This window comes from Aeromonas sp. DNRA1 (assembly GCF_963888745.1).
Classification (GTDB): domain Bacteria; phylum Pseudomonadota; class Gammaproteobacteria; order Enterobacterales; family Aeromonadaceae; genus Aeromonas; species Aeromonas hydrophila.
The window spans coordinates 1084204-1104855 of record NZ_CAWPKQ010000001.1 but is presented as its reverse complement, the minus strand read 5'-3'; the positions used below and the strand labels follow the sequence as shown (position 1 = coordinate 1104855).

General features: G+C 62.3%; 24 protein-coding genes, 1 tRNA gene and 1 other annotated feature. Of the genes, 22 read left to right on the top strand and 3 right to left on the bottom strand.

The genetic code is table 11. The features are described from left to right. The first annotated feature begins 45 nt into the window (after positions 1-45). The gene (locus AACQ43_RS05035) at positions 46-837 is read left to right on the top strand and encodes a DeoR/GlpR family DNA-binding transcription regulator (protein WP_168966266.1); all 792 of its coding nucleotides are present in this window, start codon (positions 46-48) and stop codon (positions 835-837) included. A gap of 125 nt (positions 838-962) precedes the next feature. Here AACQ43_RS05035 and AACQ43_RS05030 read toward each other — a convergent pair. Then, positions 963-1039: transfer RNA gene (locus tag AACQ43_RS05030), tRNA-Arg, on the bottom strand. Between the two features lie 50 nt (positions 1040-1089). Next, complete coding sequence (locus tag AACQ43_RS05025; RefSeq protein WP_029303764.1) at positions 1090-2244, bottom strand: flagellar assembly protein FlgT; 1155 nt, start codon at positions 2242-2244, stop codon at positions 1090-1092. A 194-nt stretch (positions 2245-2438) separates the two neighbouring features. On the opposite strand from AACQ43_RS05025, the gene AACQ43_RS05020 reads away from it, so the two are divergent. After that, a complete protein-coding gene (locus AACQ43_RS05020; protein ID WP_016349807.1) occupies positions 2439-3059 on the top strand; it encodes a FlgO family outer membrane protein in 621 nt (206 codons plus the stop codon). Between the two features lie 15 nt (positions 3060-3074). Next, on the top strand, positions 3075-3506 hold the full coding sequence (locus tag AACQ43_RS05015) for an LPP20 family lipoprotein (protein WP_011705018.1): 432 nt from the start codon (positions 3075-3077) through the stop codon (positions 3504-3506). A gap of 99 nt (positions 3507-3605) precedes the next feature. On the opposite strand, the gene pheA is transcribed toward AACQ43_RS05015, so the two are convergent. Beyond that, on the bottom strand, positions 3606-4778 hold the full coding sequence (gene pheA, locus AACQ43_RS05010) for a prephenate dehydratase (protein WP_011705019.1): 1173 nt from the start codon (positions 4776-4778) through the stop codon (positions 3606-3608). 38 nt (positions 4779-4816) lie between these two features. Beyond that, positions 4817-4951 (bottom strand) — a sequence feature (Phe leader region). Positions 4952-5120: 169 nt separating this feature from the next. Between pheA and AACQ43_RS05005 the strand changes: the two genes are divergently transcribed. The 19 genes from AACQ43_RS05005 (at position 5121) to hcp (ending at position 20630) form a co-directional block, all read left to right on the top strand. Then, a complete protein-coding gene (locus AACQ43_RS05005) occupies positions 5121-5720 on the top strand; it encodes an HAD family hydrolase (RefSeq protein ID WP_168966264.1) in 600 nt (199 codons plus the stop codon). A 25-nt stretch (positions 5721-5745) separates the two neighbouring features. Beyond that, positions 5746-6024, top strand: coding sequence for a DUF6482 family protein (locus AACQ43_RS05000; protein ID WP_016349810.1), 279 nt, complete (start codon positions 5746-5748; stop codon positions 6022-6024). 45 nt (positions 6025-6069) lie between these two features. Then, on the top strand, positions 6070-6942 hold the full coding sequence (locus tag AACQ43_RS04995; RefSeq protein ID WP_076362335.1) for a hypothetical protein: 873 nt from the start codon (positions 6070-6072) through the stop codon (positions 6940-6942). 95 nt (positions 6943-7037) lie between these two features. Beyond that, a complete protein-coding gene (locus tag AACQ43_RS04990; RefSeq protein WP_168966262.1) occupies positions 7038-7586 on the top strand; it encodes a DUF3157 family protein in 549 nt (182 codons plus the stop codon). 183 nt (positions 7587-7769) lie between these two features. Then, entirely contained in the window at positions 7770-8399 is a 630-nt protein-coding gene (locus AACQ43_RS04985) for an outer membrane beta-barrel protein (protein ID WP_011705025.1), read from the top strand. A gap of 172 nt (positions 8400-8571) precedes the next feature. Then, positions 8572-9516, top strand: a complete 945-nt coding sequence (locus AACQ43_RS04980; protein WP_016349814.1) for a YbgA family protein — start codon at positions 8572-8574, stop codon at positions 9514-9516. Positions 9517-9579: 63 nt separating this feature from the next. Beyond that, on the top strand, positions 9580-10467 hold the full coding sequence (locus AACQ43_RS04975; protein ID WP_168966260.1) for a MerR family transcriptional regulator: 888 nt from the start codon (positions 9580-9582) through the stop codon (positions 10465-10467). Beyond that, positions 10464-11885, top strand: a complete 1422-nt coding sequence (phrB, locus tag AACQ43_RS04970) for a deoxyribodipyrimidine photo-lyase (protein WP_168966258.1) — start codon at positions 10464-10466, stop codon at positions 11883-11885. The genes AACQ43_RS04975 and phrB overlap by 4 nt, the downstream gene beginning before the upstream one ends. 1 nt (position 11886) lies before the next feature. Continuing rightward, the gene (locus AACQ43_RS04965; protein WP_073349145.1) at positions 11887-12315 is read left to right on the top strand and encodes a nuclear transport factor 2 family protein; all 429 of its coding nucleotides are present in this window, start codon (positions 11887-11889) and stop codon (positions 12313-12315) included. Continuing rightward, positions 12312-13046, top strand: a complete 735-nt coding sequence (locus AACQ43_RS04960; protein WP_168966256.1) for an SDR family NAD(P)-dependent oxidoreductase — start codon at positions 12312-12314, stop codon at positions 13044-13046. Before AACQ43_RS04965 ends, AACQ43_RS04960 begins: the two co-directional genes overlap by 4 nt. Continuing rightward, on the top strand, positions 13046-14305 hold the full coding sequence (locus AACQ43_RS04955) for an NAD(P)/FAD-dependent oxidoreductase (protein WP_168966254.1): 1260 nt from the start codon (positions 13046-13048) through the stop codon (positions 14303-14305). Before AACQ43_RS04960 ends, AACQ43_RS04955 begins: the two co-directional genes overlap by 1 nt. Further along, the gene (locus tag AACQ43_RS04950; RefSeq protein ID WP_168966252.1) at positions 14302-15084 is read left to right on the top strand and encodes a DUF1365 domain-containing protein; all 783 of its coding nucleotides are present in this window, start codon (positions 14302-14304) and stop codon (positions 15082-15084) included. Before AACQ43_RS04955 ends, AACQ43_RS04950 begins: the two co-directional genes overlap by 4 nt. Beyond that, entirely contained in the window at positions 15084-16340 is a 1257-nt protein-coding gene (locus AACQ43_RS04945; RefSeq protein ID WP_168966250.1) for an SAM-dependent methyltransferase, read from the top strand. Before AACQ43_RS04950 ends, AACQ43_RS04945 begins: the two co-directional genes overlap by 1 nt. Positions 16341-16342: 2 nt before the next feature. Then, positions 16343-16822 carry a DUF2878 domain-containing protein gene (locus tag AACQ43_RS04940; RefSeq protein WP_146061059.1) on the top strand — a complete coding sequence of 160 codons (480 nt, stop codon included), beginning with the start codon at positions 16343-16345 and terminating at the stop codon, positions 16820-16822. Further along, entirely contained in the window at positions 16819-17037 is a 219-nt protein-coding gene (locus AACQ43_RS04935) for a TIGR02450 family Trp-rich protein (RefSeq protein WP_168966248.1), read from the top strand. Before AACQ43_RS04940 ends, AACQ43_RS04935 begins: the two co-directional genes overlap by 4 nt. After that, on the top strand, positions 16994-17545 hold the full coding sequence (locus tag AACQ43_RS04930; RefSeq protein ID WP_168966247.1) for a chalcone isomerase family protein: 552 nt from the start codon (positions 16994-16996) through the stop codon (positions 17543-17545). Before AACQ43_RS04935 ends, AACQ43_RS04930 begins: the two co-directional genes overlap by 44 nt. Next, positions 17545-18102 carry a DUF3833 domain-containing protein gene (locus tag AACQ43_RS04925; RefSeq protein WP_168966246.1) on the top strand — a complete coding sequence of 186 codons (558 nt, stop codon included), beginning with the start codon at positions 17545-17547 and terminating at the stop codon, positions 18100-18102. The genes AACQ43_RS04930 and AACQ43_RS04925 overlap by 1 nt, the downstream gene beginning before the upstream one ends. A gap of 123 nt (positions 18103-18225) precedes the next feature. Next, on the top strand, positions 18226-18693 hold the full coding sequence (locus AACQ43_RS04920; protein WP_076362344.1) for a Dps family protein: 468 nt from the start codon (positions 18226-18228) through the stop codon (positions 18691-18693). A 287-nt stretch (positions 18694-18980) separates the two neighbouring features. Further along, the gene (gene hcp / locus AACQ43_RS04915; RefSeq protein WP_168966244.1) at positions 18981-20630 is read left to right on the top strand and encodes a hydroxylamine reductase; all 1650 of its coding nucleotides are present in this window, start codon (positions 18981-18983) and stop codon (positions 20628-20630) included. The last annotated feature ends 22 nt before the right edge of the window (positions 20631-20652 follow it).

The following is a 20652-nucleotide window of genomic DNA, read 5'->3' as shown; positions in this document are numbered from 1 at the left end:
CTGCTGGGGTAACATGGACGCTCGTTTTAGCGTTACGGATTGCCCATGATCCCCGTAGAGAGACAGCAACAGATCCTGCACCTGCTGGCCGAGCGCGGTGCCGTCAGCATCACAGAATTGACCGAGCGCCTGGAGGTCTCCCACATGACCATCAGGCGCGATATCCAGAAGCTCGAAGATCAGGGGCGGGTCATCTCCGTGTCAGGGGGGGTGAGCCTTTCAGAACGGATCAAGAGCGAACCCTCCCACGCCACCAAGCGCAGCCTGATGCAGGAGGCCAAGCTCGCCATTGCGTACAGTGCTGCAGCCCAGGTGGCACCTGGCAGCTCCGTCTATCTGGATGCGGGAACTACCTCCCTCGAGCTGGCCCGGGAGCTGGCGCAGCGGGAAGATCTGATGATAGTGACCAACGACTTCATGGTCTGCGCCTACCTGATCGAGCACGGCCGTTGCCGCCTCTATCACACTGGCGGGCAGGTCATTCGGGAGAACCAGTCCTGCGCTGGCGAGGCCACCGCTCACTTCCTGCGCAATTTGCATCTTGATGTGGCCTTTTTGTCGGCCTCCTCCTGGGATGCCCTGGGGATCTCCACCCCCAGCGAGCAGAAGGTGCCGGTCAAGCGTGCCGTGGTGGAGGCCGCCGCGACCCGAATACTTATCTGTGACTCCTCCAAATACGGCAAGGTGGGTACCTTCAACGTGGTTGGCTGGGAAGCGATCGATCAGGTCATCAGCGATGGGCAATTGCCCGAAAGTGCCCGCGAGGTGCTGGCCCAGCATGGTGTCAGGCTCACTCTGGTCGCTGTGGGAGATGGCCCCACGGGGCTGGCAGGTTAGTTCGGGCAGGTACGCTTGTGGCGGGATGCGGGGCGGCCGACGTGCCCGCAATCGGCCGAATGGCGGCCTTGGCCTGAAACGACCAAGGGGTTGGCATCATGATGATGCCAACCCCTTGTTTTGTATGGCGCTCCCGACTGGAGTCGAACCAGTGGCCTGTCCCTTAGGAGGGGACCGCTCTATCCTACTGAGCTACGGGAGCCTTGTGGCGGGCATTATACAAGAAGCCGCTCCCTTTTAAACCCTTGATTCTTATTCCAATACTGCCAGATCCCCGATCTGGATGTTAAACGGCGAATATTTGTTCTGGCTGCTGATGATGGCGCCATCCTCGAACACCTGCACCACTTCGAACAGGCCGTCGGCGGGGTTGCGCATCATGCGTGACTTGCCGTAGGGGTCGATGAAATCGGCATCGTGCTGGATGCGGAACTGATCCCCGAGCCGGACACCGTTGCGGCGGCCCAGATTGATGTGGGGGCCGCGCTCGTTCTGGCCGACCACCCGGGCGGTGACCGGGGCGCAGCTGAGCTGTGCCACCAGATCCTGTACCGCTTCCTGCAACTGGTAGTTGACCTCCTGGCCGTAGCTCGACTGCCAGAACTGGCCGCTGCTGCTGCCCACCTGATCCCGCTTGGCAAAGGTCCAGTTGGCCCGGCCCTGATACTCCTTGCGGCCGAGCAGGCTGCCGTTGATGCCGTCGAACAGATAGAGCTGCATGCGAAAGTTGCGGATGGGGTCTTCATACCAGCTGGTCAGCTGGTTGCCCTGCGGCTCGAGGGAGAGATCGTCAATGCTGCCGAGCACCAGATACTGGCTGTCGGTGCGCAGGCTGAGGGCCTTGATCTCCTCGAGGGCGCTGCGATCTCCCTGTTGCAGGTGGAGCGGGTCGATGCGCAGGTTTTCGTCCAGCCACTGGCGCACGGCTACCCCTTGCGGCGCGTTGGCCAGGGCCTCGAACATGCGGCGTGACAGGTTGGCGGGCATGTCGTCGAGGGCGCCGTAGCTCGCCTGCTCGGGGTAGCGCAGCCGCAGCCGCACCAGCGTCAAATCCTTGGCGTAGTGCTGGGTCTGGCAGATCTGGCGCTCGGCCTGAATGTCGGCCTGCAGCGTGATGTACATGCGGCCGTTGCGCACCTCTTCCCGCTTGAGCCGATACTGGCGAATGTCGCCGCCGGAACGGATCTGGATCTGCTCGGAGCGCAGGCTGCCGTTTTCCAAGCGCTGGATACTGGAGACGGCGGCGCCGCTGGCCAGCAGAGCCTGCCGCAGGGCATCGCGGGTCGCCTGCTCGCGGGCGTAGACCTCGTCTCCGCCCAGGATGGCGGCACTGCCCTGCGCCTCGATGATCTCCGCCCGGGCCGACAGACTGGCCAGCAGCAGGGTTAACAGCAGCGGTAATTTCATGACAAGCACCTTGAATATGCGGGTCGGCGCGATTCACCCCTGTCGAAGCGAGGTCGCCGGCCGATACAGATCACAGAACCGTGCTGGTTGCACAGCACACGCGAATATTTAGCAAGATCCATGCCTCATTCCCGGCTCAAGCTTTGGCCGGTCGAACCGATAACAAGTCAGGTGCAGATACAGGAAAGGTATCCATGAACAAACTCATCACGGCGTTGGCGCTTGCCTTGGCATTGGCCGGCTGCGGCTCCGACCCCATCAACCGGGAGCAGGGTGATCCTCGTCAGGCGGCGCAGGGGATGGAACTCAACTGGCTGGTGGCGCGCATGACCGATCAGCTGATGGAGCGCAAGTCGCTCTCCACCCTGACCGAACCCATCGCGGTCTCCTCTTTCGTCGATCTCGATACCCTGCAGGACACCAACTGGATGGGGCAGCAGATCGAGGAGAGCTTTATCTATGAGCTGAACCGGCGCGGAGAAGTGGTGGTGGATTTCAAGCTGACTGGCAGCATCAAGGTCACCCCGCAGGGGGACTTCGTGATGAGCCGCAACTATCGGGATCTCTCCCCCCGGCTACCCATCTCCCGCATCCTGACCGGCACCTTCAGCCGCAACAAGCAGGGGATCCTGGTCAATGCCCGCATCATCGACCTGCGTACCAAGATGGTGGAGACCACGGCCCAGAGCCTGATCCCGCAAAAATACCTGTTCGGTGCCAACAATTCGTTTGGTCGGGCCTCGATCAACCGCGGTTACCTGATGCGTGACAGCCAGGCGCGTCCCGGCGGCCATCTGGTCAATCTGACGCCCTGACAAGGAGTAGATGCAATGAAAATCCTGTTCGGATGCCTGCTGGCCCTGCTGCTGACGGCGTGCAGCGGCGGCAATCGGGTGGTCAACTATGGCGGCGGTAACAACAAGCCGGATGATTTCCCGGTGCTCAAGGCGGTCGGCTACGCGGTGATCGACATCCAGCCCGGTCCATCCCAGTCTGAGAAGATGCTGCAGGCCATCCGCGCCTCCAAGATGGATGCCTATCGGGAGCTGGCGGAACAGCTCAACGGCCAGCAGGTGCGCGGCCAGAGCAGCTACAAGGACTTGACCCAGACCTCCAACTCGCTGGACGTGTCGGTGGCCGGCATGGTGCGCGGCGCCAGAGTGGTGGCTTCCTATCCCCGTGGCAACACCTATGCCACCGAGATGGAGCTCGATACCCGCGCCCTCTACAACATCAACCAGTTGATGGCGGGCCAGTTCTGACGGCGTATCTCAGGCGAATGGACGACAAAAAGGCGACCCGGTGGGTCGCCTTTTTCATTGGCGGTATCGGCCGCCCAGCCTGGCGGATTGCAGCGCTGGCTAGTTGCCCAGCAGCACCGGCGGTACGGCGGTCGGTTTGACGTCTTCGCTCGGGTAGCAACCCAGCACCTTGATGTAGCGGGTGATTTTGGTCAGCTCCATCAGCGCGGCCTGCATGGCCGGGGTCTGCAGGTTGGCGGAGACATCCAGGTAGAACATCTCCTCCCACGGGTTGCCCTGCACCGGGCGGGATTCCAGCTTGGTCATGTTGATCTCGTTGCTGCGCAGCACCAGCAGCGCCTCCACCAGCGAGCCCGGTTTCTGGGAGGTGGACATGATGAGGGTGGTCTTGGCCGGGATCTGTGGTGCCACGTCGATGGGCTTGCGCGCCACCACGATGAAGCGGCTGTAGTTCTCCTTCTGGTTGGCCAGCTGCTCGGCCAGCACGTCCAGCCCGTACAGCTCGCCGCCAGCGGCGCTGCCGATGGCCGCTGCCTCCGGGCTTGCCAGTTCCTTCACCTTCATCATGGCGCTGGAGGAGGAGTCGCAGATCTCGTGGCGTGCCCCTTCCAGCTTGCTGAGGTAATGGGAGCACTGCTGGAATACCTGCGGGTGGGCATAGAAGGTCTTGATGCGGCCCAGCTCGGTCGGCACGGCGGTGAGGATGCAGTGCTCGATGGGGTAGGTCAGCTCACCGACGATGGAGAGGCTGGTGTGCTGCATCACGTCGTACACCTCGTTGATGGAGCCCGAGCTGGTGTTCTCGATGGGCAGCACCCCGAAGGCTGCCCGGCCCGATTCCACTGCATCCAGCACCTCGCGGAAATTCTGGCAGTTCACTTCGATCACCTGATCCTTGTAGCGGGCCAGGTACTTGCGGGCAGCGAGGCTGGAGTAGGAACCGCGTGGTCCCAGATAGGCGACGCTGGTCATCGGCTCCTGCTGCTCCGGGTTGAGCAGGCTCTGCAGATAGGCCTGCTGGGAGAGCACCGAGTCTTCGATGATGGTGTGATAGATGCGGGTGATGTATTGGGCGTCCAGCCCCAGCACACGCCCTTTCTGGATCAGAGCAACCAGCAGATCCTGCTCACGCTGGGGGTCGCGGATCGGGCGCGGGTTGGCCTGCTTGGCGCGGGCGACCTCGATGCTGAGGGTCTTGCGTTTGGCCAGCAGGGCGAGCAGCTCCTGATCCAACTGGGTGATGTCTTGTCTGATCTCGTCGAGCGTTGCCATGATGGTTCCCTATCCAAGTAATCGATTGTGGTGGCTGCAAAAAAAAACCTCCGCTAGGGGAGGCTCGATTCGTCTTTGCTTTCTGTTTACGCGAGTGCTTCACGTGACGACGGGCCTTCCCTCATGAGGGCCGGATAAACGAGAAAGCAAAAAAGAATGGTGCGTGCATGAGTGTGTCCTTGAGGTAACGCCATAACCATTAAGGGATTTGACCGTGCGATGCAAGTAAAACTTGCCCGGGGGAGGCGAACGGGGCAGGGTAGGGGCGTGAGCCTGCGGGGGCAATACCGGGTAAAACGGACCCGTTTGCTGTCGTAATGATGCAGATAGCTGGAGGTGAAGATGGCGATTATTTTCGATCTGGGACGGGTGGTGGTGAGCTGGGATCCGGTCGGTATCGTGCGCTCGGTACGCGGGGATCATGGAGCGGAGCAGCTGGCAGAGCGGCTGTTCAACCACCCGGACTGGCTGGAGGTGGACCGCGGCACCCTCTCACTGCACACCATGGCCCGTCAGGCCGAGCATCGCACCGGGCTGAGCGCCGCCGAAAATCTGGCGATTTTGCAGGCGGTGCCCGCCTCGCTGGTGCCGGATCCCGCTATGCTGAGCCTGATAGAGAGCCTGCATGGGGCGGGTCACACCCTCTATGCACTCTCCAACATGGGTCATGCCAGCATCGACTGGCTGGAGCGGCATCAGCCCTTCTGGCGTTTCTTCAGCGGCAAGGTGGTGTCGGCAAGGGTACGGATGATGAAGCCGGAGCCGGATATCTACCGCTATCTGCTGGTGTCGTTCGACTTGCAGGCCGAGCAGTGCCTGTTCATCGATGACAGCCCGGCCAACGTGACTGCCGCACAGGCGTTGGGGATCGGCGGCCTGGTGTTTACCGATGCATACAGTTGTCGCCAGCAGCTGGTGGCGCAGGGTTACCTGCCCGCCTGAATGGCAGGATGTAGAGGGAGAGGGTATGGAGCATGGCCGGTTTCGCAATTGGCTCAGTCACTATCCGGATGCGGGGCTGCTGATCGCCTGCCTGGATGGCAGTGGGTATCAGCTCTGTGTCGAGGTTGACGGCGAGATGCAGTGTCTCACCGACAGTGGAGGGGGCCGGCTGACCTTTGCCTCCCTCGAACAGGCGGAGGGATTCCTGCGCATGCATCAGGTTCATCAGGCGAAACTTCGGATTTACGATGCTCAGCTGGATGAAAATGAAACTAATTGGCATGAAATTATCATTAAATTCTGATTTATCCCTGCCCTTTAAGGGTTTATTCAGGATTGTTGCAGCACAATGGCGCCCAATTCATCATCCGGTGCCGCTGTTATGGATGCCAATATCGTTGTGCTGAATCGGGGATACGATCAGACCTTTCAGACCAGGGAACAGTCACTTATCGAGACCCTGGCTGGCTACGGCGAACTGGTGGTCTCTTTCTCCGGTCGACTGGAATCCTGCTACAGCATGGATCTGTGCCGCGCCAGCGGTATCCGGATCCGGGCCATCACCCTGGACAGCCCGACCCGCAGCCGCAAAGAGGTGGCGCGCGCCAAGCGCTATTGCCAGCGTTACGGCATCGAGCAGCGGGTGATCAAGACCGACGAGATGATCTTCTGCGATCACCTGCGCCACCTCAACGAGGTGATCGACCCGGTGCGCTATATCTGCCACCTCACCGCGCTGGAAACCGACTGGAGCCACTTGCCCATGCTGCTGCCGGCGCCGGTGGAGGAGCTGCAGGAGTATCTGCGCCGTTTCGGCAGTCTGCCGACCAATACCCTCTGGCTGTTTGCCAAGCAGGGCATGACCCACAGGGACTTTCGCTACGGCTTCAACAAGCGCCAGCTCGGGCGTTGGGGCAAGAGTGCCCACGGCTGTCTGAGCTACCGTTTCTCCGACCCCGAGCTGGTGGAGCGCCGCCATCTGCGGATGGTGGACATGGCGGAACAGATGCTGGCCGACATGGGGCTGGAGGAGGCCCAGGTGTTTTTTCATACCCTCGCCGATCGGGCCACCACCTTGGCCCGGGTGCGGGTGCCGGCCAGGCTGCGGGCCCAGGCCTTCGATCTGCAGCCGGATATCCTCACCGCCCTCAAGAGCACGGCCTTCGATCTGGTGACGCTGGACATGGCGGCGGAAGAGGAGCGGCAGGAGCTGGTGGTCTAGGCAACCGAGGGCAGGAACGTGAGTGCGGTCATAGGCAAGCCGGGACGGACTCTTTATACTGACGCCCTTTTCCATCGACGCCGAGTCATCACCCTATGAAACCCTTGTCCCGTCTGCTGGTTGCCCTCTGCCTCTCGCCCCTGCTGGTGCAGGCCGCTCCGCTCACCCAGGTGACCCTGCCGGATGGCCGCCAGGTGCAGCTCAACGATGACTTTACCTGGGAATACCTGCTGCTCAAGCCCGCCGCCGACGGCAGCGCGGTGCAGGGCACGGTGGCCGTGCCGGTGCTGACCGAGCAGGCGATGAGCAACCCCGAGCTGCTGGCTCAGGCCGTCAAGGACGGGATCGGCGTCAAGCTGGCCAAGGTGGAGGGTTCGGATCCTCTACAACTGCAATTCATGGTGAGCAACACCGGCACCCGCAACGTTGTACGGGTGCGCGGCAGCGTCACCCTGTTCAGCGAGCAGGGGGCCCAGCTGGTCAAGCAGGAGGCCCGCTTCTGGGTCGGCGAGAACCGCTTGCCGGAGTCCTATCTGCGCAAGGGGCAGCAGCGCCCCTCCATGATGCTGGAGGTGCCGCGCCCGGCCGGCCTCACCGGCAAGCCCCTGGTGCGGGTCGAGATTGAGGAAGTGGAGTTCCGCTGATCCCTCATGCAACAGGCTCCTTCGTGGAGCCTGTCTTGATTGTTAACCCGGTAACCACCTGCAACAGTTGCTTACATCTGACATGGTTTGGCAACAGCTTGCCGCTCGGCATTTCTCCCCACCCTCTGCACAATGACCCCATTCCAGCTAGGTCTCAACTAGCTCAACGATGGAGTCATCAAAATGAAAAAAGTTGCACTTTCAGTTCTGGTTCTGGCCGGTTTCGCTTCAACTTCCGCTCTGGCTGAGGATGCCTTCAGCTACGCCAAAGGCGGCCTGACCTGGGCGCACACCAAGTCCGATTACATCGGCGGCAAAGATAGCAACAACCGCGACTTCGGCGGTCTGAACCTGGACCTCTCCAAGAGCTTCGGTTCCAACTTTTATGGTCGTCTGGGCAGCGAGTACACCTCCCGCAACGATGGCAACGACAGCATGGGCATCTCCAGCCTGGGTCTGGGTGTCTACACTCCGCTCAGCACAGGTCTGAACCTGTATGGGGAAGCGGGCCTGATGGGTTACACCATGGAGCGTCAGGTCGCTGCCAACGTCAAAGACAGCGGCTGGGATGTGATCACCCGCAAGAACAGCGGCAGCATGTACGGTGAGGCTGGCCTGCGCTACGACATCGGCGCGGTTGAGCTCTCCACCGGCTATCGCTACGCCAACATGACCGACGACATGCACGATTTCAAAGTGGGCGCCGCCTACAAGGTGAGCCAGAACCTGGCCCTCACCGCCGACTACACCTACCGCAAGTGGGACCTGCAACAGGGCTCTATCACCAGCCTGGGTGTGAAGTACAGCTTCTAATTATCCTTCCTGTAGTGTCTTCATTTTTACCCATGACTTCGGTCATGGGTTTTTTCATTTCCGGTTGATCCACCCTTCACCCTTGTGCCGTATCAGTCCGCAATAGTTATACAGCTTCCATTTTTTTGTATAACTGCTATAACTGATTCAGACTTATACAAGGAGTGATGATATGTACAAGATCAAGGTTGGTATCAGCGCCTGCCTGCTGGGGCAGGAGGTACGGTTCGACGGGGGCCACAAGCGTTCCAGCTTCTGCGAGCGGGATCTCGGTGCCCACTTTGACTATCACCCCGTCTGTCCCGAGATGGCCATTGGCCTGGGGGCGCCCCGCGCCGCCATCCGGCTGGTGAAGCGCCACGGCGAGATCCGCGCCGAGGCGAGCAACGGCAGCTTCGACGTCACCGACCAGCTCATCGCCTTCAGCGAGCAGAAGGCGCGCCAGCTCGACTTCATCTCCGGCTACATCCTCTGCGCCAAATCCCCCAGCTGCGGCATGGAGCGGGTGCGGATCTATGGCGCTAACAACGAGGGGAGTGCCAAGGAGGGGGTCGGCCTGTTTGCCAAGGCGCTGATGGAGGCCAATCCCCTGTTGCCGGTCGAAGAGGATGGCCGCCTGTGCGATCCCATCCTGCGGGAAAACTTCGTGCTGCGGGTCTTTGCCTACCACGACTGGCAGCAGCTCTGTGCGCGCGGCATCACCGCCTCTGCGCTGATCCGCTTCCACTCCCGCTACAAGTATCTGGTGCTCTCCCACGCCACCACCCACTACCGGGCGCTTGGCAAGCTGCTCGGCAACCTGGCCAAGGCCGACCTGCAGCAGGTGGCCGACAGCTACATCAAGGGGTTGATGGCGGCGCTGACCCTGCGGGCCAACCGGCGCAGCCACACCAATGTGCTGATGCACCTGCAGGGCTACTTCAAGCGGGTGCTGACCCCGGCCCAGAAGCAGGAACTGTGCGACACCATCGACAAGTACCGTACCGGCGTCTTTCCGCTGCTGGTGCCGCTCACCCTGATCCGCCACTACCTGCGCGAATACCCCAACCCCTATCTCGCCGAGCAGGTATATCTCAATCCCCATCCCGACACGCTGAAACTGCGCTACGGGCTCTGAATGTTCTGTGCAGGCCCCGGCGGATGGCCGGGGCCTCTCCCTCAACCTTTGCTGGATGTCGTTATGTCTGATTTACCGCACGCCGCTTCTTCTTCGCCGGAGGAGGGGATCTACCCCATTCGCGAGGTCTCCCGCCTCACCGGCGTCAACGCCGTGACCCTGCGCGCCTGGCAGCGTCGCTACGGGCTGGTGCAGCCGGCCCGCACCGAGAAGGGCCACCGCCTCTACAGCGAGCAGGACATTCGCCAGATAGGCGAAATCCTGAGCTGGCTGGAGCGGGGGGTGAGCATCGGACAGGTGAAGGGACTCCTGAGCGAACCCCAGGCCCAGCCGGTGAGCGATCACTGGCAGCAAACCCTGGAGCAGTTCAGTCAGGCGCTGCTCGCTTTCAACCAGCGCAAGGCAGAGGCCGAGCTGAACGACCTGCTGGCGAGCTACCCGTTCGAGCTGGTGCGCAGCCGGGTGCTGCAGCCGCTGGTGGAGCGGTTGCTCGGGCTGTGGCGCGAGCGGCCGGATGGTGAGCTGCTGCAACAGGTGTGGCTCGGTTGGCTGCACACCCGCTTTGCCCGCCACCTGATCGAGCAGGAGAAGGGCATGCCGGTCACCTTGGCGAGCTGGGGACAGGTGGGCCAGCTCGATCTGGTCTGGGCTGCCTACGAGCTGATCGGTCAGGGTCATGAGGTGCAACTGCTGGGGGCGGTGGAGCCGCGCCATGCCAGCCTGCTGGAGGGGCGTGCGGTTACTCCCTGGCTGGTGCTGCTGGGGGCTGGGCTTGGCAAACAGGAGCTGGCTGCCGACTGGCCAGCCGGTACCCGCTTCTTTGGTGAGCTGGGGCGCCTCTACGATGGCGAGTGGCTGCAAGCCCACGGCTGGCAGGCAAGCCTTGCCGAGGCGATGGCGGGCAGGCCCGCAGCGGGTGGCGCCAGCGGATGCGGGAGGAAAAAATCATGAAGCTGGTCTGGTTTCGCAGCGATCTGCGCCTTGCCGACAACCCGGCGCTGCGGCATGGTTGCGCCGATGATGAGCCGGTCGCAGCGCTCTTTATCCTCTCCCCCACCCAGTGGCAGCAGCACAAGCTGGCCCCGGTCCGTCAGCGCTTTTTGCTGGCGCAGGTCGATGTGCTGGGCCGCGAGTTGGCGGCGCTCGGCATCCCGCTCCATGTGCTGCGAGTGGAGACCTTTGCCGAGGTGCCAGCAGCGCTGGCAGAGCTTTGCCGCGAGCTGGGCGTAACCCAGCTCTACGCCAATCAAGCCATCGAGAGCGATGAGCTGCGTCGGGACCAGGCCGTCACCGCCGCGCTGGCGGAGCAGGCGGTGGGTTGTCATTGGCTCAACGGCTGCTGCGTGCTGCCGCCTGGGCGGGTGCTGACCGGCTCTGGCGAGATGTTCAAGGTTTTCACGTCCTTCAGCCGCGCCTGGCTCAAAGCGCTCGATGAGGATGGTTTCGTCATTCATCGCGCGCCCACTGCTCGTGGTGAGCCGCTGCCGTGGCAGCCGCTGGCAGCGCGGGACTTCGTCGATGCCGCCCTTGGCGAACTGACGGCAGACCCCCGCTGGCCGGTGGGGGAGGCCGAGGCCAGCCGCCGTCTGAATGACTTTCTGGAGCAGGCGGTGCTCGACTATGGCGAGACCCGGGATTTCCCTGCCATCGCGGGTACCTCCGTGCTCTCCCCCTATCTGGCTGCCGGCATCATCAGCCCGCGCCAGTGCGTGGCGGCGCTCCAGCAGCGCCTTGGCTACCGGCCCCAGTCGAAGGCTCAGCCCGGCTTTGTCTGGCTCAATGAGCTGATCTGGCGCGAGTTTTATCGCCACCTGCTGCTGTTGATCCCGACCCTTTCCATGAATCGGCCCTTCAAGCCGGAGACGGCGGCCCTGCCGTGGAGCTGGGACCCGGATGCCTTCGCCGCCTGGTGTGAGGGACGAACCGGCTACCCCATCGTCGATGCGGCGATGCGCTGCCTCAACGCCACCGGCTGGATGCACAACCGGCTGCGAATGATAGTGGCGAGCTTTCTCACCAAGGATCTGCACATCCATTGGCGGCTCGGGGAGGATTATTTCATGAGCCGACTGATCGACGGCGATCTGGCGGCCAACAACGGTGGCTGGCAATGGGCGGCGGGGACCGGGGCCGATGCGGCGCCCTATTTCCGGGTGTTCAACCCCACCACCCAGGGGCAACGGTTTGATCCGCAAGGGGAGTTCATTCGTATCTGGGTCTCTGAGCTGGCTGATCTGCCTGCCGCCTATCTGCATCAGCCCCACGACTGGTTGCGGCTCAAGGGGCGACACGATTATCCGGCCCCCATGGTGGACCACGCCGTTGCCCGGGTGAGAGCCATCGAGATGTTTCGCGCCCTGGAGAAATAGCATGGATGAGTCGCTGGCCCGCTTTGTGGCCCTCTATCAGCAGCTAAGCAGAGACGAGCTGCACCGTTTGCCGGAGGTTTACTCAAACGAGGTGGTCTTTACCGATCCTGCTCACCGCATTGAGGGGCTGGCGGCGCTCACCGACTATTTTGCCGTCCTCTATCAGCGTCTGGCCTACTGCCGTTTCGTCATCACCAGCCAGCTGCTGCAGGGGCGCCAGGCCTGGCTCGGCTGGACCATGACTTTCTCCCATCCCAGATTGCGTGGCGGTGCGCCGGTGACGGTGGAGGGGGCAACCCGCCTGGAGTTCGATGAGGCGGGCAAGGTGTGCCTGCATCGCGACTACTTCGATCTGGGCGCCATGCTCTACGAGCAGTTGCCGCTGATAGGCCCCCTGGTGCGCACCATCAAGGGGAGGCTGGGCGCATGAGTGGCGGCAGGGTGCTGATTACCGGAGCCACCTCGGGCATCGGCTTTCAGCTGGCGCTCGATTATCGGCGTGCAGGCTGGCAGGTGTGGGGTTGTGGTCGCGATGGCGAGCGGCTGCTGGCACTGGGTCGTCACGACATCACACCGCTGCAGTTTGACGGGCGCGATGCAAGCGCCGTGAGCGAGGCGGCCGCCTGCTTGCCGCAGGTTGATCTGGTGATCCTCAATGCCGGCAACTGCGAGTATATGGATGTAGCCGAGGGGTTTGACGGCGCCCTGTTTGCTAGGGTCATCGAGACCAACCTCGTTGCCACCGGTCATGCCCTGGCCGCTTTTTTGCCGCTGCTCGGGGCGGGCGGGCGCCTTGCCATCGTCAGCTCGTCGGTAAGCTGGCTGCCGCTGCCCATGGCCGAAGCCTATGGCGCCTCCAAGGCGGCCCTCGACTATCTGGCGGATACCTTGCGTCTCGATTTGGCCGGCAAAGGGATTGGCGTGACCCTGATCCGCCCCGGTTTCGTGGCGACGCCGCTCACCGCTAAAAATGATTTTGCCATGCCCTGCCTGGTGACGGTGGAAGAGGCTTCCCGCGCCATCATGGTGGGGCTCGCCGCCAGTCGTCACCAGATCCACTTTCCCCGCCGTTTCATCTGGCTGCTGCGCCTGCTCGGCGCGCTGCCGACGGGGCTCTGGCTGCGCCTTGGCCGCGCACTCGTATCGAAAGGACGCCCTTAATGAAGAAAAAGATCGCCATCGTCGGTTCCGGCATTTCAGGTCTCACCGCCGGTTTCCTGCTCCACAAGCTGCACGACATCACCCTGTTTGAGGCGGCGCCGACCCTGGGTGGCCACACTGCCACCGTCGACGTCCACCAGGCGGGGCGAAGCTATGCCATCGACACCGGCTTCATCGTCTTCAATGACCGCACCTACCCCAACTTCCTGCGGCTGCTCGAGCGGATCGGGGTGGCGCGGCAGCCGGCCGAGATGAGCTTCTCGGTGAAAAGCTCGCAGGGGCTGGAGTACAACGGTCACAACCTGGATACCCTGTTTGCCCAGCGCAGCAACCTGTTGAGCCCCCGTTTCTACGGCTTCGTCGCCGAGATCCTGCGCTTCAACCGCGAGGCGCGGGCCTGGCTGGCCGATGGTCAACATCAGGGCGAGGGCGCCGAGCTGACCCTGGGGGATTTTCTGCAGGTGGGGGAGTTCAGCGACTACTTCGCCCGCCACTACATTTTGCCGATGGGGGCCGCCATCTGGTCGTCGACCCTGGCCGATATGCGCGCCTTTCCGCTGGGCTTCTTCCTGCGCTTTTTTGCCAACCACGGGCTGCTCGAGGTGGCCAACCGGCCTCAGTGGTACGTGATCCCTGGCGGCTCGCGGGAATATATCGGCCCGCTGACGGCCGGCTGGCAGGCTCACATTCGTCTGGCCTGTCCGGTGCAGGGGATCCGGCGCCAGGCGGACGGCGTGCTGATCCAGAGCAGCTACGGCGAGGAGCGGTTTGACGAGGTGATCCTCGCCTGTCACAGCGATCAGGCGCTGGCGTTGCTGGCGGATCCGGGTGAGCGGGAGCAGGCCATTCTCGGTGCCATGCCCTATCAGGCCAACGACGTCTGGCTGCACACCGATGTGCGCTGCTTGCCGGTGCTCCGCAAGGCGTGGGCCAGTTGGAACTATCAGCTGGGTGAGGATGACGGGGCGCGGCCGTTGGTGAGCTACAACATGAACATATTGCAGGGAGTGAGCTCGCCGCAGCCCTTCTGCGTGAGTCTCAATCCCGAGGGCAAGGTGGACGAGAGCAAGGTGCTGCGCCGCTTTGTCTATCACCATCCGGTGTTCAATCAGGCCTCTATTGCCGCCCAGCAGCGGCGGGCGGAGATCTGCGGCCAGCAGCACACCCACTTCTGCGGCGCCTACTGGTACAACGGCTTTCACGAAGATGGGGTGCGCAGCGCGCTGGACGTGGCCAGACGGTTCGGGGCCGAGCTATGAAGGGGGCAGTCCTGGTAGGACAAGAGGCGAGTGCCGAGGCCATGACCGGTACCCTCAGCGCCATCTGGCAGGGGTCGGTGCGCCACCGCCGCTTTGCACCGCGCGCCCATGCCTTCTCCTACAACCTTTTCATGCTGGGGCTGGATCTCGACGAGTTGTCACAACTCGATCGCGGGTGCTGGTTCGGGGTAGAGCGAGCAGGGCTGCTCTCGTTTCACCGTGACGATTATCTGCGTGGCAGCGAGGGGCCGCTCAAGCAGGCGGTGTGGGAGAAGGTGAGCGAACTGGGTGGCGATGCCGAGCCCGAGGGGCGGGTGCTGCTGCTTGGTAACGTGCGCTGTCTGGGGTTCTACTTCAGCCCGGTCAACTTCTACTTCTGCTACCGGCAGGGAGAGGCTCGCTATCTGCTGGCGGAGGTGTCGAACACCCCCTGGAACGAGCGCCACTACTACCTGCTGGATCTGGCGGCGCTGGCCCCTCACAACAAGGATTTTCACGTCTCACCCTTCATGGGGCTGGCGATGCGTTACCACTGGCGCATTCGTCCGCCCGCGCAGGAGACACTGATCCACATCGAGAGTCATCCCGTATCCGGCGAGGCAAAGCTGTTTGACGCCACCCTGGCGCTGCGCCGGGCGCCGCTGTCGCGCAAGGGGCTGGTGGCCCTGCTGGCCCGCTGGCCCTGGATGACCATGAAGGTGCTGCTCGGGATCTACTGGCAGGCCCTGCGTCTTTTTATCAAACGAACACCCATTTTTAGCCATCCGGAGAGCCGCTAATGGAACTTGTGCAATCAACCCTCTCTGCCTCTTTCATCGACAAGGGGGCCAGGCAACTGCTGCTCAATCTGCTGGGGCGCCTCGAACATGGCCAGCTGTTGCTGCGGGATGGCACTGAGCGCCACAGTTTTGGTGTGGCGGGCACCGATTTGCACGCCGAGCTGGTGGTGCAGGATCCGGCCTTCTATCGCCGCCTGCTGCTGGGGGGCAGCATCGCCGCCGGGGAAACCTGGGTGGAGGGGCTTTGGACCAGCCCGGATCCGGTGGCACTGGTGCGCTTGCTGGCCCGTAACCTGGCGCTGCTCGATTCCCTTGAGCGGCGCCTCGGCTGGCTCAGTTTCCCGTTCAACAAGGTGCGTCACTGGCTTAACCGCAATACCCTGACCGGGTCGCGCTCCAACATCGCCGCCCATTACGATCTCGGCAACACCCTCTATCAGGGTTTTCTCGACAGCCACATGCAGTACTCGAGCGCCATCTATCCCCATGCCGAGGCCACTCTCGAAGAGGGGCAACAGGCCAAGCTGCGTACCATCTGCGAGCGGCTGGCGCTCGGCCCCGACGATCATCTGCTGGAGATCGGTACCGGCTGGGGCGGCCTCGCCGTCTATGCGGCCCGTCACTACGGCTGCCGGGTGACCACTACCACCATCTCCCAGGCCCAGCACGATTACGCCAAGGAGTGGATTGCGCGGGAGGGGCTGGGGGATCGCATCACCTTGCTGCTGGAGGACTACCGCAAGCTGGAGGGCAGCTACGACAAGCTGGTCTCCATCGAGATGATAGAGGCGGTGGGCCACGCCTTCCTGCCCGATTATTTCCGCCAGCTATCGCGGCTGCTCAAACCCGGTGGTCGCCTGCTCATTCAGGCCATCACCATTGCCGACCAGCGCCATACCCAGTATCTGCGCGGGGTTGATTTCATCCAGCGCTACATCTTCCCCGGCGGCTGCCTGCCGAGCGTCTCCCAGATGGCGGGGCTGCTGGCGCGCGAGACCGACATGCAGCTGGTGCGGCTGCACGATCACGGCCACCACTACGCCCGTACTCTGGCTGATTGGTGCGAGCGCTTCCTGGCGCTGGCGCCCGAGCTGCCAGCCCTCGGCTACAGCCAGGACTTCATCCGCTTGTGGCACTTCTATTTCGCCTACTGTGAAGGGGGCTTCTGGGAGCGCACCATCAGCCTGGTGCAGCTGGAAGCGGCCAAACCGGGCCCACTCGGCTGGAGTGGAGATCTGCCCGTCGGCGGTCGCTGATCATGTGGCAGTGGGCCCATCTGCTGGGGTTCAACCTCTACTGGTTGCTGGCGGTGAAGTGGCAGCAGCCGGGTCCGCTGCTGGCACTGCTGCTGCTTCATTTTCTCTTCTCTCCTCGCCGCTGGCACGACTGGCGGCTCATCCCGGTCGCCCTTGCCGGCAGCCTGCTCGATGCCCTGCTCTGGCAACTCGGGCTGTTTTATTTCAACACCGGTTTTCCACTCTGGTTGGTGCTGCTCTGGTGCGGTTTTGCCCTGACCCTCTGCCACGGCCTGCGCTGGTTGCGGCCCTTGCCGCGCTGGCAGCAGGGGTTGTTCGGCATGGTGGGGGGGGCCTCCTCCTATGTGGCGGGAGCTGCCATGGGGGCAGTACACTTACCTTGGGGCATCGGGATCAGTGCGGCACTGCTGGCGGTGATCTGGATGTGGTGGTTACCCGTACTCCTGTGGGTAACGGTCAAGCTGGAGGGTGAAGCGAGATGAACACCTTTTCGACCGACACCTTGTTGTTTTCCAAATGGACCAAAGAGAGCCGGCACGAGCTGACCGAGCGTTTCTATCTGGTGGTGGCCTGTCAGCGCGACGCGCAGGGGCAGCTGCAGCAGGTGGTGATGCAGGACATCAACACGCTGCAGGAACAGGAGATGGACTGGCATGAACTCGAAGATCCCGCCCATTGGCACATGGGGTGGAATTAGCCTGCTGCTGGCAGGCTTGAGCCTACCGCTGACCCCTTTCGCCCAGACCGGGCAAGCTCTGGTTACTCCCTGGCAGCAGTTGCAGCCGGTCGGGCGCGGCGAGATGAGTTGGCTCTGGTTCAAGCTCTATGATGCCACCCTCTACAGCGAGAACGGCCGCTATCGGCCGGGTCACTATCCTCAGGCGCTCAGCCTCACCTACGCCAGAGCCATCGAGCGGGAAGATCTGTTGAGCGCCACCGCCGCCGAGTGGCAGCGATTGGGGCTTGGCAGTGAACAGCAGCGCCAGGGCTGGCTTGGTCAGCTCGCCACGCTCTGGCCCGACGTCCAGGTGGGTGACCGGCTTACCTTCTATGTCGACAGGGGCGGCGCAGGCCATTTCTGGTGGCGGGACAAGCCGCTCGGCACCCTCGCCGATCCACAATTTTCGGCGGCCTTTCTTGCCATCTGGCTGGCACAAGGGAGCCGTGATCCGGCGCTCACCCGCCGCCTGCGGGGAGAGCGCTGATGCAAAAGGGATTCATGAAATACATCCACGCCTGGCGCTACCTGATGTTGTTGCCACTGCTTCTGTTGGCTGGTTGTGGCAGCAGTCTGGAGGATTATCGCGGTCAGGGCCCCGAATGGGATCTCGCTCGCTTCTTCAATGGCAAGCTGACGGCGCACGGTCTGGTGACCGATCGCAGCGGCGAGGTGACCAGCCGTTTTCGGGTGGAGATGCGCGGGCACTGGCAGGGGGGTAAGGGGGAGCTGTTCGAGCAGTTCTACTTTGATGACGGGCGCCAGCAGACCCGCACCTGGTTTTTGAGCAAGGGGGCGGATGGTCACTGGCGCGGCACGGCGGCCGACGTGGTGGGGGAGGCGGTAGGCAAGACGGCAGGCTTTGCCCTCAACTGGCGCTATCTGCTCGATCTGGCGCTGCCTGACGGCAGCGTGGTGCGGGTGAGTTTCGATGACTGGATGTATCTGCTGGATGAAAATCGCTTGCTCAACCGGGCTGCCATCAGCAAGTTCGGCATCCAGCTGGGGGAGGTGCTTCTCTACATCGAGCGGCAGCCTGAATGAGCCGCCTTGCCGGCAGGCTACACGGATGATAGCCGTACTCTATCAATCAGTTAGATCTTAACTATTACCTTTTGAGTCTGATGAGTTCTAAGATGACCTGGTCGTCAAATCTGGAGGTGAAACATGAAGAGTCCGATTGGTCTTGATACCGTTCAATCACAAGCGTTGGCCGCCGAGCTGAACAAGTTGCTGGCCAGCTACCAGATCCTTTACATGAACGTTCGCGGCTTCCACTGGAACATCCGCGGCAACCAGTTCTTCGAGCTGCACCTGAAGTTTGAAGAGATATACAACGACCTGCTGCTGAAGGTCGATGCTCTGGCAGAGCGCATCCTGACCCTGGATGGCGTGCCGCTGCACAGCTTCAGCGACTACCTGAAAGTTTCCGCCATTCCCGAGCAGAAGGGGCTGCACGATGGTCGTGCCTGCGTCGAATCCCTGCTGGAGAGTTTCCGCGAACTGCTGGTGGCTCAGCGCCGTATCCTGGGGCAGGCCGCCGATACCGGTGATGAAGGGACTGCGTCCATTCTCTCCGACTACGTGCAGCAGCAGGAGAAACTGGTCTGGATGCTGCGAGCTTATTTAGCCTGATAGTTAACCAGGCCGGACGCTGCGAAGTATGCCGGCTTGATGAAGTGAAGGGCTGGATCTGCCTGACCAGACGCGAGCCCGACCCGTTCCGTTATCGTGTTCTGTTGCAAACCTGAGTTGTCTCTCCTTTTATCCACCCGCTTGCCGCCCTGTTTGGGCGGCTTTTTTGTTTTTGATCTGCATCAATGAAAATTGAATTGGCAAATTGAATGCCTATTAAGTTCTGAGCCGTAGGAATAGAATCGCCACAAAACAAGCAACTGAAATGTCTAATTAGGAGAGGCATGATGTTTTGTGTGCAATGTGAACAGACAATTCGTACCCCGGCAGGCAACGGCTGCGCCTATGCACAAGGCATGTGCGGCAAGACGGCGGAAACCTCGGATCTGCAGGATGTGCTGATCTATACCCTGCAGGGGCTCAGCGCCTGGGCGCTGGCGGCCCGCGAGCACGGCATCGTCGACAGCGAGATCGACGCCTTCGTGCCCAAGGCCTTCTTCGCCACCCTCACCAACGTCAACTTCGACTCCGCCCGCATCGTGACGTATGTCAACCAGGCGCTGACCTATCGTCAGCAACTGGCCGCCAAGCTGGCACCGCTGGCGGTACAGGCCGATGCACTTTCCGCTGCCGCCCGCTTCGAGCCGGGTGCCGATCTGCTGGCCCAGTTGGCCCAGGCGCCGCAGACCGCAGTCAACCGCGGCAAGAACGAGGTCAACGAAGACATCATGGGGCTGCGCCTGCTCTGCCTCTACGGCCTCAAGGGCGCCGCCGCCTACATGGAGCACGCCCGGGTGCTGGATCAGCAGGATGCTGGAGTAGCCGCCGAATTCCATCGCATCATGAGCTGGCTCGGCACGGATCCGAGCGATCTGGATCCGCTGTTCAAGTGCGCCATGGAGATTGGCTTGCTCAACTTCAAGATCATGGAGATGCTGGATCTCGGTGAAACCACCGCTTTCGGCCACCCCGAGCCGACCCAGGTTCGCGTCACTCCGGTACCGGGCAAGTGCATCCTGGTCTCCGGTCACGACATGGTGGATCTTAAGCTCATCCTGGAGCAGACCAAGGGCACCGGCATCAAGGTCTACACCCATGGCGAGATGCTGCCGGCGCTGGCCTACCCCTTCTTCAAGCAGTACCCACACCTGGTGGGTAACTATGGCTCCGCCTGGCAGAACCAGCAGAAGGAGTTTGCCAACTTCCCGGGCGCCGTGGTGATGACCTCCAACTGCATCATCGACCCGAACGTGGGCAACTACTCGGATCGCATCTTCACCCGCTCCATCGTCGGCTGGCCGGGCGTGACCCATCTGGAAGGGGAAGATTTCTCCGCCGTGATCGCCAAGGCGCAAGCGCTGGAAGGCTTCAAACACGTTGAGCTCGAGCACTTCATCACCATCGGCTTTGCCCGCAACGCCCTGATGCAGGCTGCCCCAGCGGTGATCGACAAGGTTAAGGCCGGCGAAATCAGCCACTTCTTCCTGGTCGGTGGCTGTGACGGTGACCGTGCAGAGCGCGCCTACTACACCGAGTTTGCCAAGGCGATCCCGCAGGACAGCCTGCTGCTGACCCTGGGTTGCGGCAAGTACAAGTTCAACAAGCTCGACTTCGGCGATATCGGCGGCATTCCCCGTCTGCTGGACGTGGGTCAGTGCAACGATGCCTACTCCGCCATCCAGCTGGCGCTGGCGCTCTCCGAGGCGTTCGAGTGCGGCGTCAACGATCTGCCGCTGACCCTGGTGCTCTCCTGGTTCGAGCAAAAGGCCATCGTCATTCTGCTCACCCTGCTGGCGCTGGGCGTGAAAGACATCCGTACCGGCCCGACCGCCCCGGCCTTCCTCACCCCGGCTCTGCTCAAGGTGCTGGAAGAGCAATTTGGCCTGAAAGGAACCACCACGGCCGAAGCCGATCTCGCTGAGATCCTGGCGGCCTGAGCGGCGCCACATCCGCCTTACA

Excerpts from the sequence above, each read along its gene's own strand:
- AACQ43_RS05035 (WP_168966266.1), top strand. The coding sequence starts at position 46 with ATGATCCCCGTAGAGAGACAGCAACAGATCCTGCACCTGCTGGCCGAG.
- AACQ43_RS05025 (WP_029303764.1), bottom strand. The coding sequence starts at position 2,244 with ATGAAATTACCGCTGCTGTTAACCCTGCTGCTGGCCAGTCTGTCGGCC.
- AACQ43_RS05020 (WP_016349807.1), top strand. The coding sequence starts at position 2,439 with ATGAACAAACTCATCACGGCGTTGGCGCTTGCCTTGGCATTGGCCGGC.
- AACQ43_RS05015 (WP_011705018.1), top strand. The coding sequence starts at position 3,075 with ATGAAAATCCTGTTCGGATGCCTGCTGGCCCTGCTGCTGACGGCGTGC.
- pheA (WP_011705019.1), bottom strand. The coding sequence starts at position 4,778 with ATGGCAACGCTCGACGAGATCAGACAAGACATCACCCAGTTGGATCAG.
- AACQ43_RS05005 (WP_168966264.1), top strand. The coding sequence starts at position 5,121 with ATGGCGATTATTTTCGATCTGGGACGGGTGGTGGTGAGCTGGGATCCG.
- AACQ43_RS05000 (WP_016349810.1), top strand. The coding sequence starts at position 5,746 with ATGGAGCATGGCCGGTTTCGCAATTGGCTCAGTCACTATCCGGATGCG.
- AACQ43_RS04995 (WP_076362335.1), top strand. The coding sequence starts at position 6,070 with ATGGCGCCCAATTCATCATCCGGTGCCGCTGTTATGGATGCCAATATC.
- AACQ43_RS04990 (WP_168966262.1), top strand. The coding sequence starts at position 7,038 with ATGAAACCCTTGTCCCGTCTGCTGGTTGCCCTCTGCCTCTCGCCCCTG.
- AACQ43_RS04985 (WP_011705025.1), top strand. The coding sequence starts at position 7,770 with ATGAAAAAAGTTGCACTTTCAGTTCTGGTTCTGGCCGGTTTCGCTTCA.
- AACQ43_RS04980 (WP_016349814.1), top strand. The coding sequence starts at position 8,572 with ATGTACAAGATCAAGGTTGGTATCAGCGCCTGCCTGCTGGGGCAGGAG.
- AACQ43_RS04975 (WP_168966260.1), top strand. The coding sequence starts at position 9,580 with ATGTCTGATTTACCGCACGCCGCTTCTTCTTCGCCGGAGGAGGGGATC.
- phrB (WP_168966258.1), top strand. The coding sequence starts at position 10,464 with ATGAAGCTGGTCTGGTTTCGCAGCGATCTGCGCCTTGCCGACAACCCG.
- AACQ43_RS04965 (WP_073349145.1), top strand. The coding sequence starts at position 11,887 with ATGGATGAGTCGCTGGCCCGCTTTGTGGCCCTCTATCAGCAGCTAAGC.
- AACQ43_RS04960 (WP_168966256.1), top strand. The coding sequence starts at position 12,312 with ATGAGTGGCGGCAGGGTGCTGATTACCGGAGCCACCTCGGGCATCGGC.
- AACQ43_RS04955 (WP_168966254.1), top strand. The coding sequence starts at position 13,046 with ATGAAGAAAAAGATCGCCATCGTCGGTTCCGGCATTTCAGGTCTCACC.
- AACQ43_RS04950 (WP_168966252.1), top strand. The coding sequence starts at position 14,302 with ATGAAGGGGGCAGTCCTGGTAGGACAAGAGGCGAGTGCCGAGGCCATG.
- AACQ43_RS04945 (WP_168966250.1), top strand. The coding sequence starts at position 15,084 with ATGGAACTTGTGCAATCAACCCTCTCTGCCTCTTTCATCGACAAGGGG.
- AACQ43_RS04940 (WP_146061059.1), top strand. The coding sequence starts at position 16,343 with ATGTGGCAGTGGGCCCATCTGCTGGGGTTCAACCTCTACTGGTTGCTG.
- AACQ43_RS04935 (WP_168966248.1), top strand. The coding sequence starts at position 16,819 with ATGAACACCTTTTCGACCGACACCTTGTTGTTTTCCAAATGGACCAAA.
- AACQ43_RS04930 (WP_168966247.1), top strand. The coding sequence starts at position 16,994 with ATGAACTCGAAGATCCCGCCCATTGGCACATGGGGTGGAATTAGCCTG.
- AACQ43_RS04925 (WP_168966246.1), top strand. The coding sequence starts at position 17,545 with ATGCAAAAGGGATTCATGAAATACATCCACGCCTGGCGCTACCTGATG.
- AACQ43_RS04920 (WP_076362344.1), top strand. The coding sequence starts at position 18,226 with ATGAAGAGTCCGATTGGTCTTGATACCGTTCAATCACAAGCGTTGGCC.
- hcp (WP_168966244.1), top strand. The coding sequence starts at position 18,981 with ATGTTTTGTGTGCAATGTGAACAGACAATTCGTACCCCGGCAGGCAAC.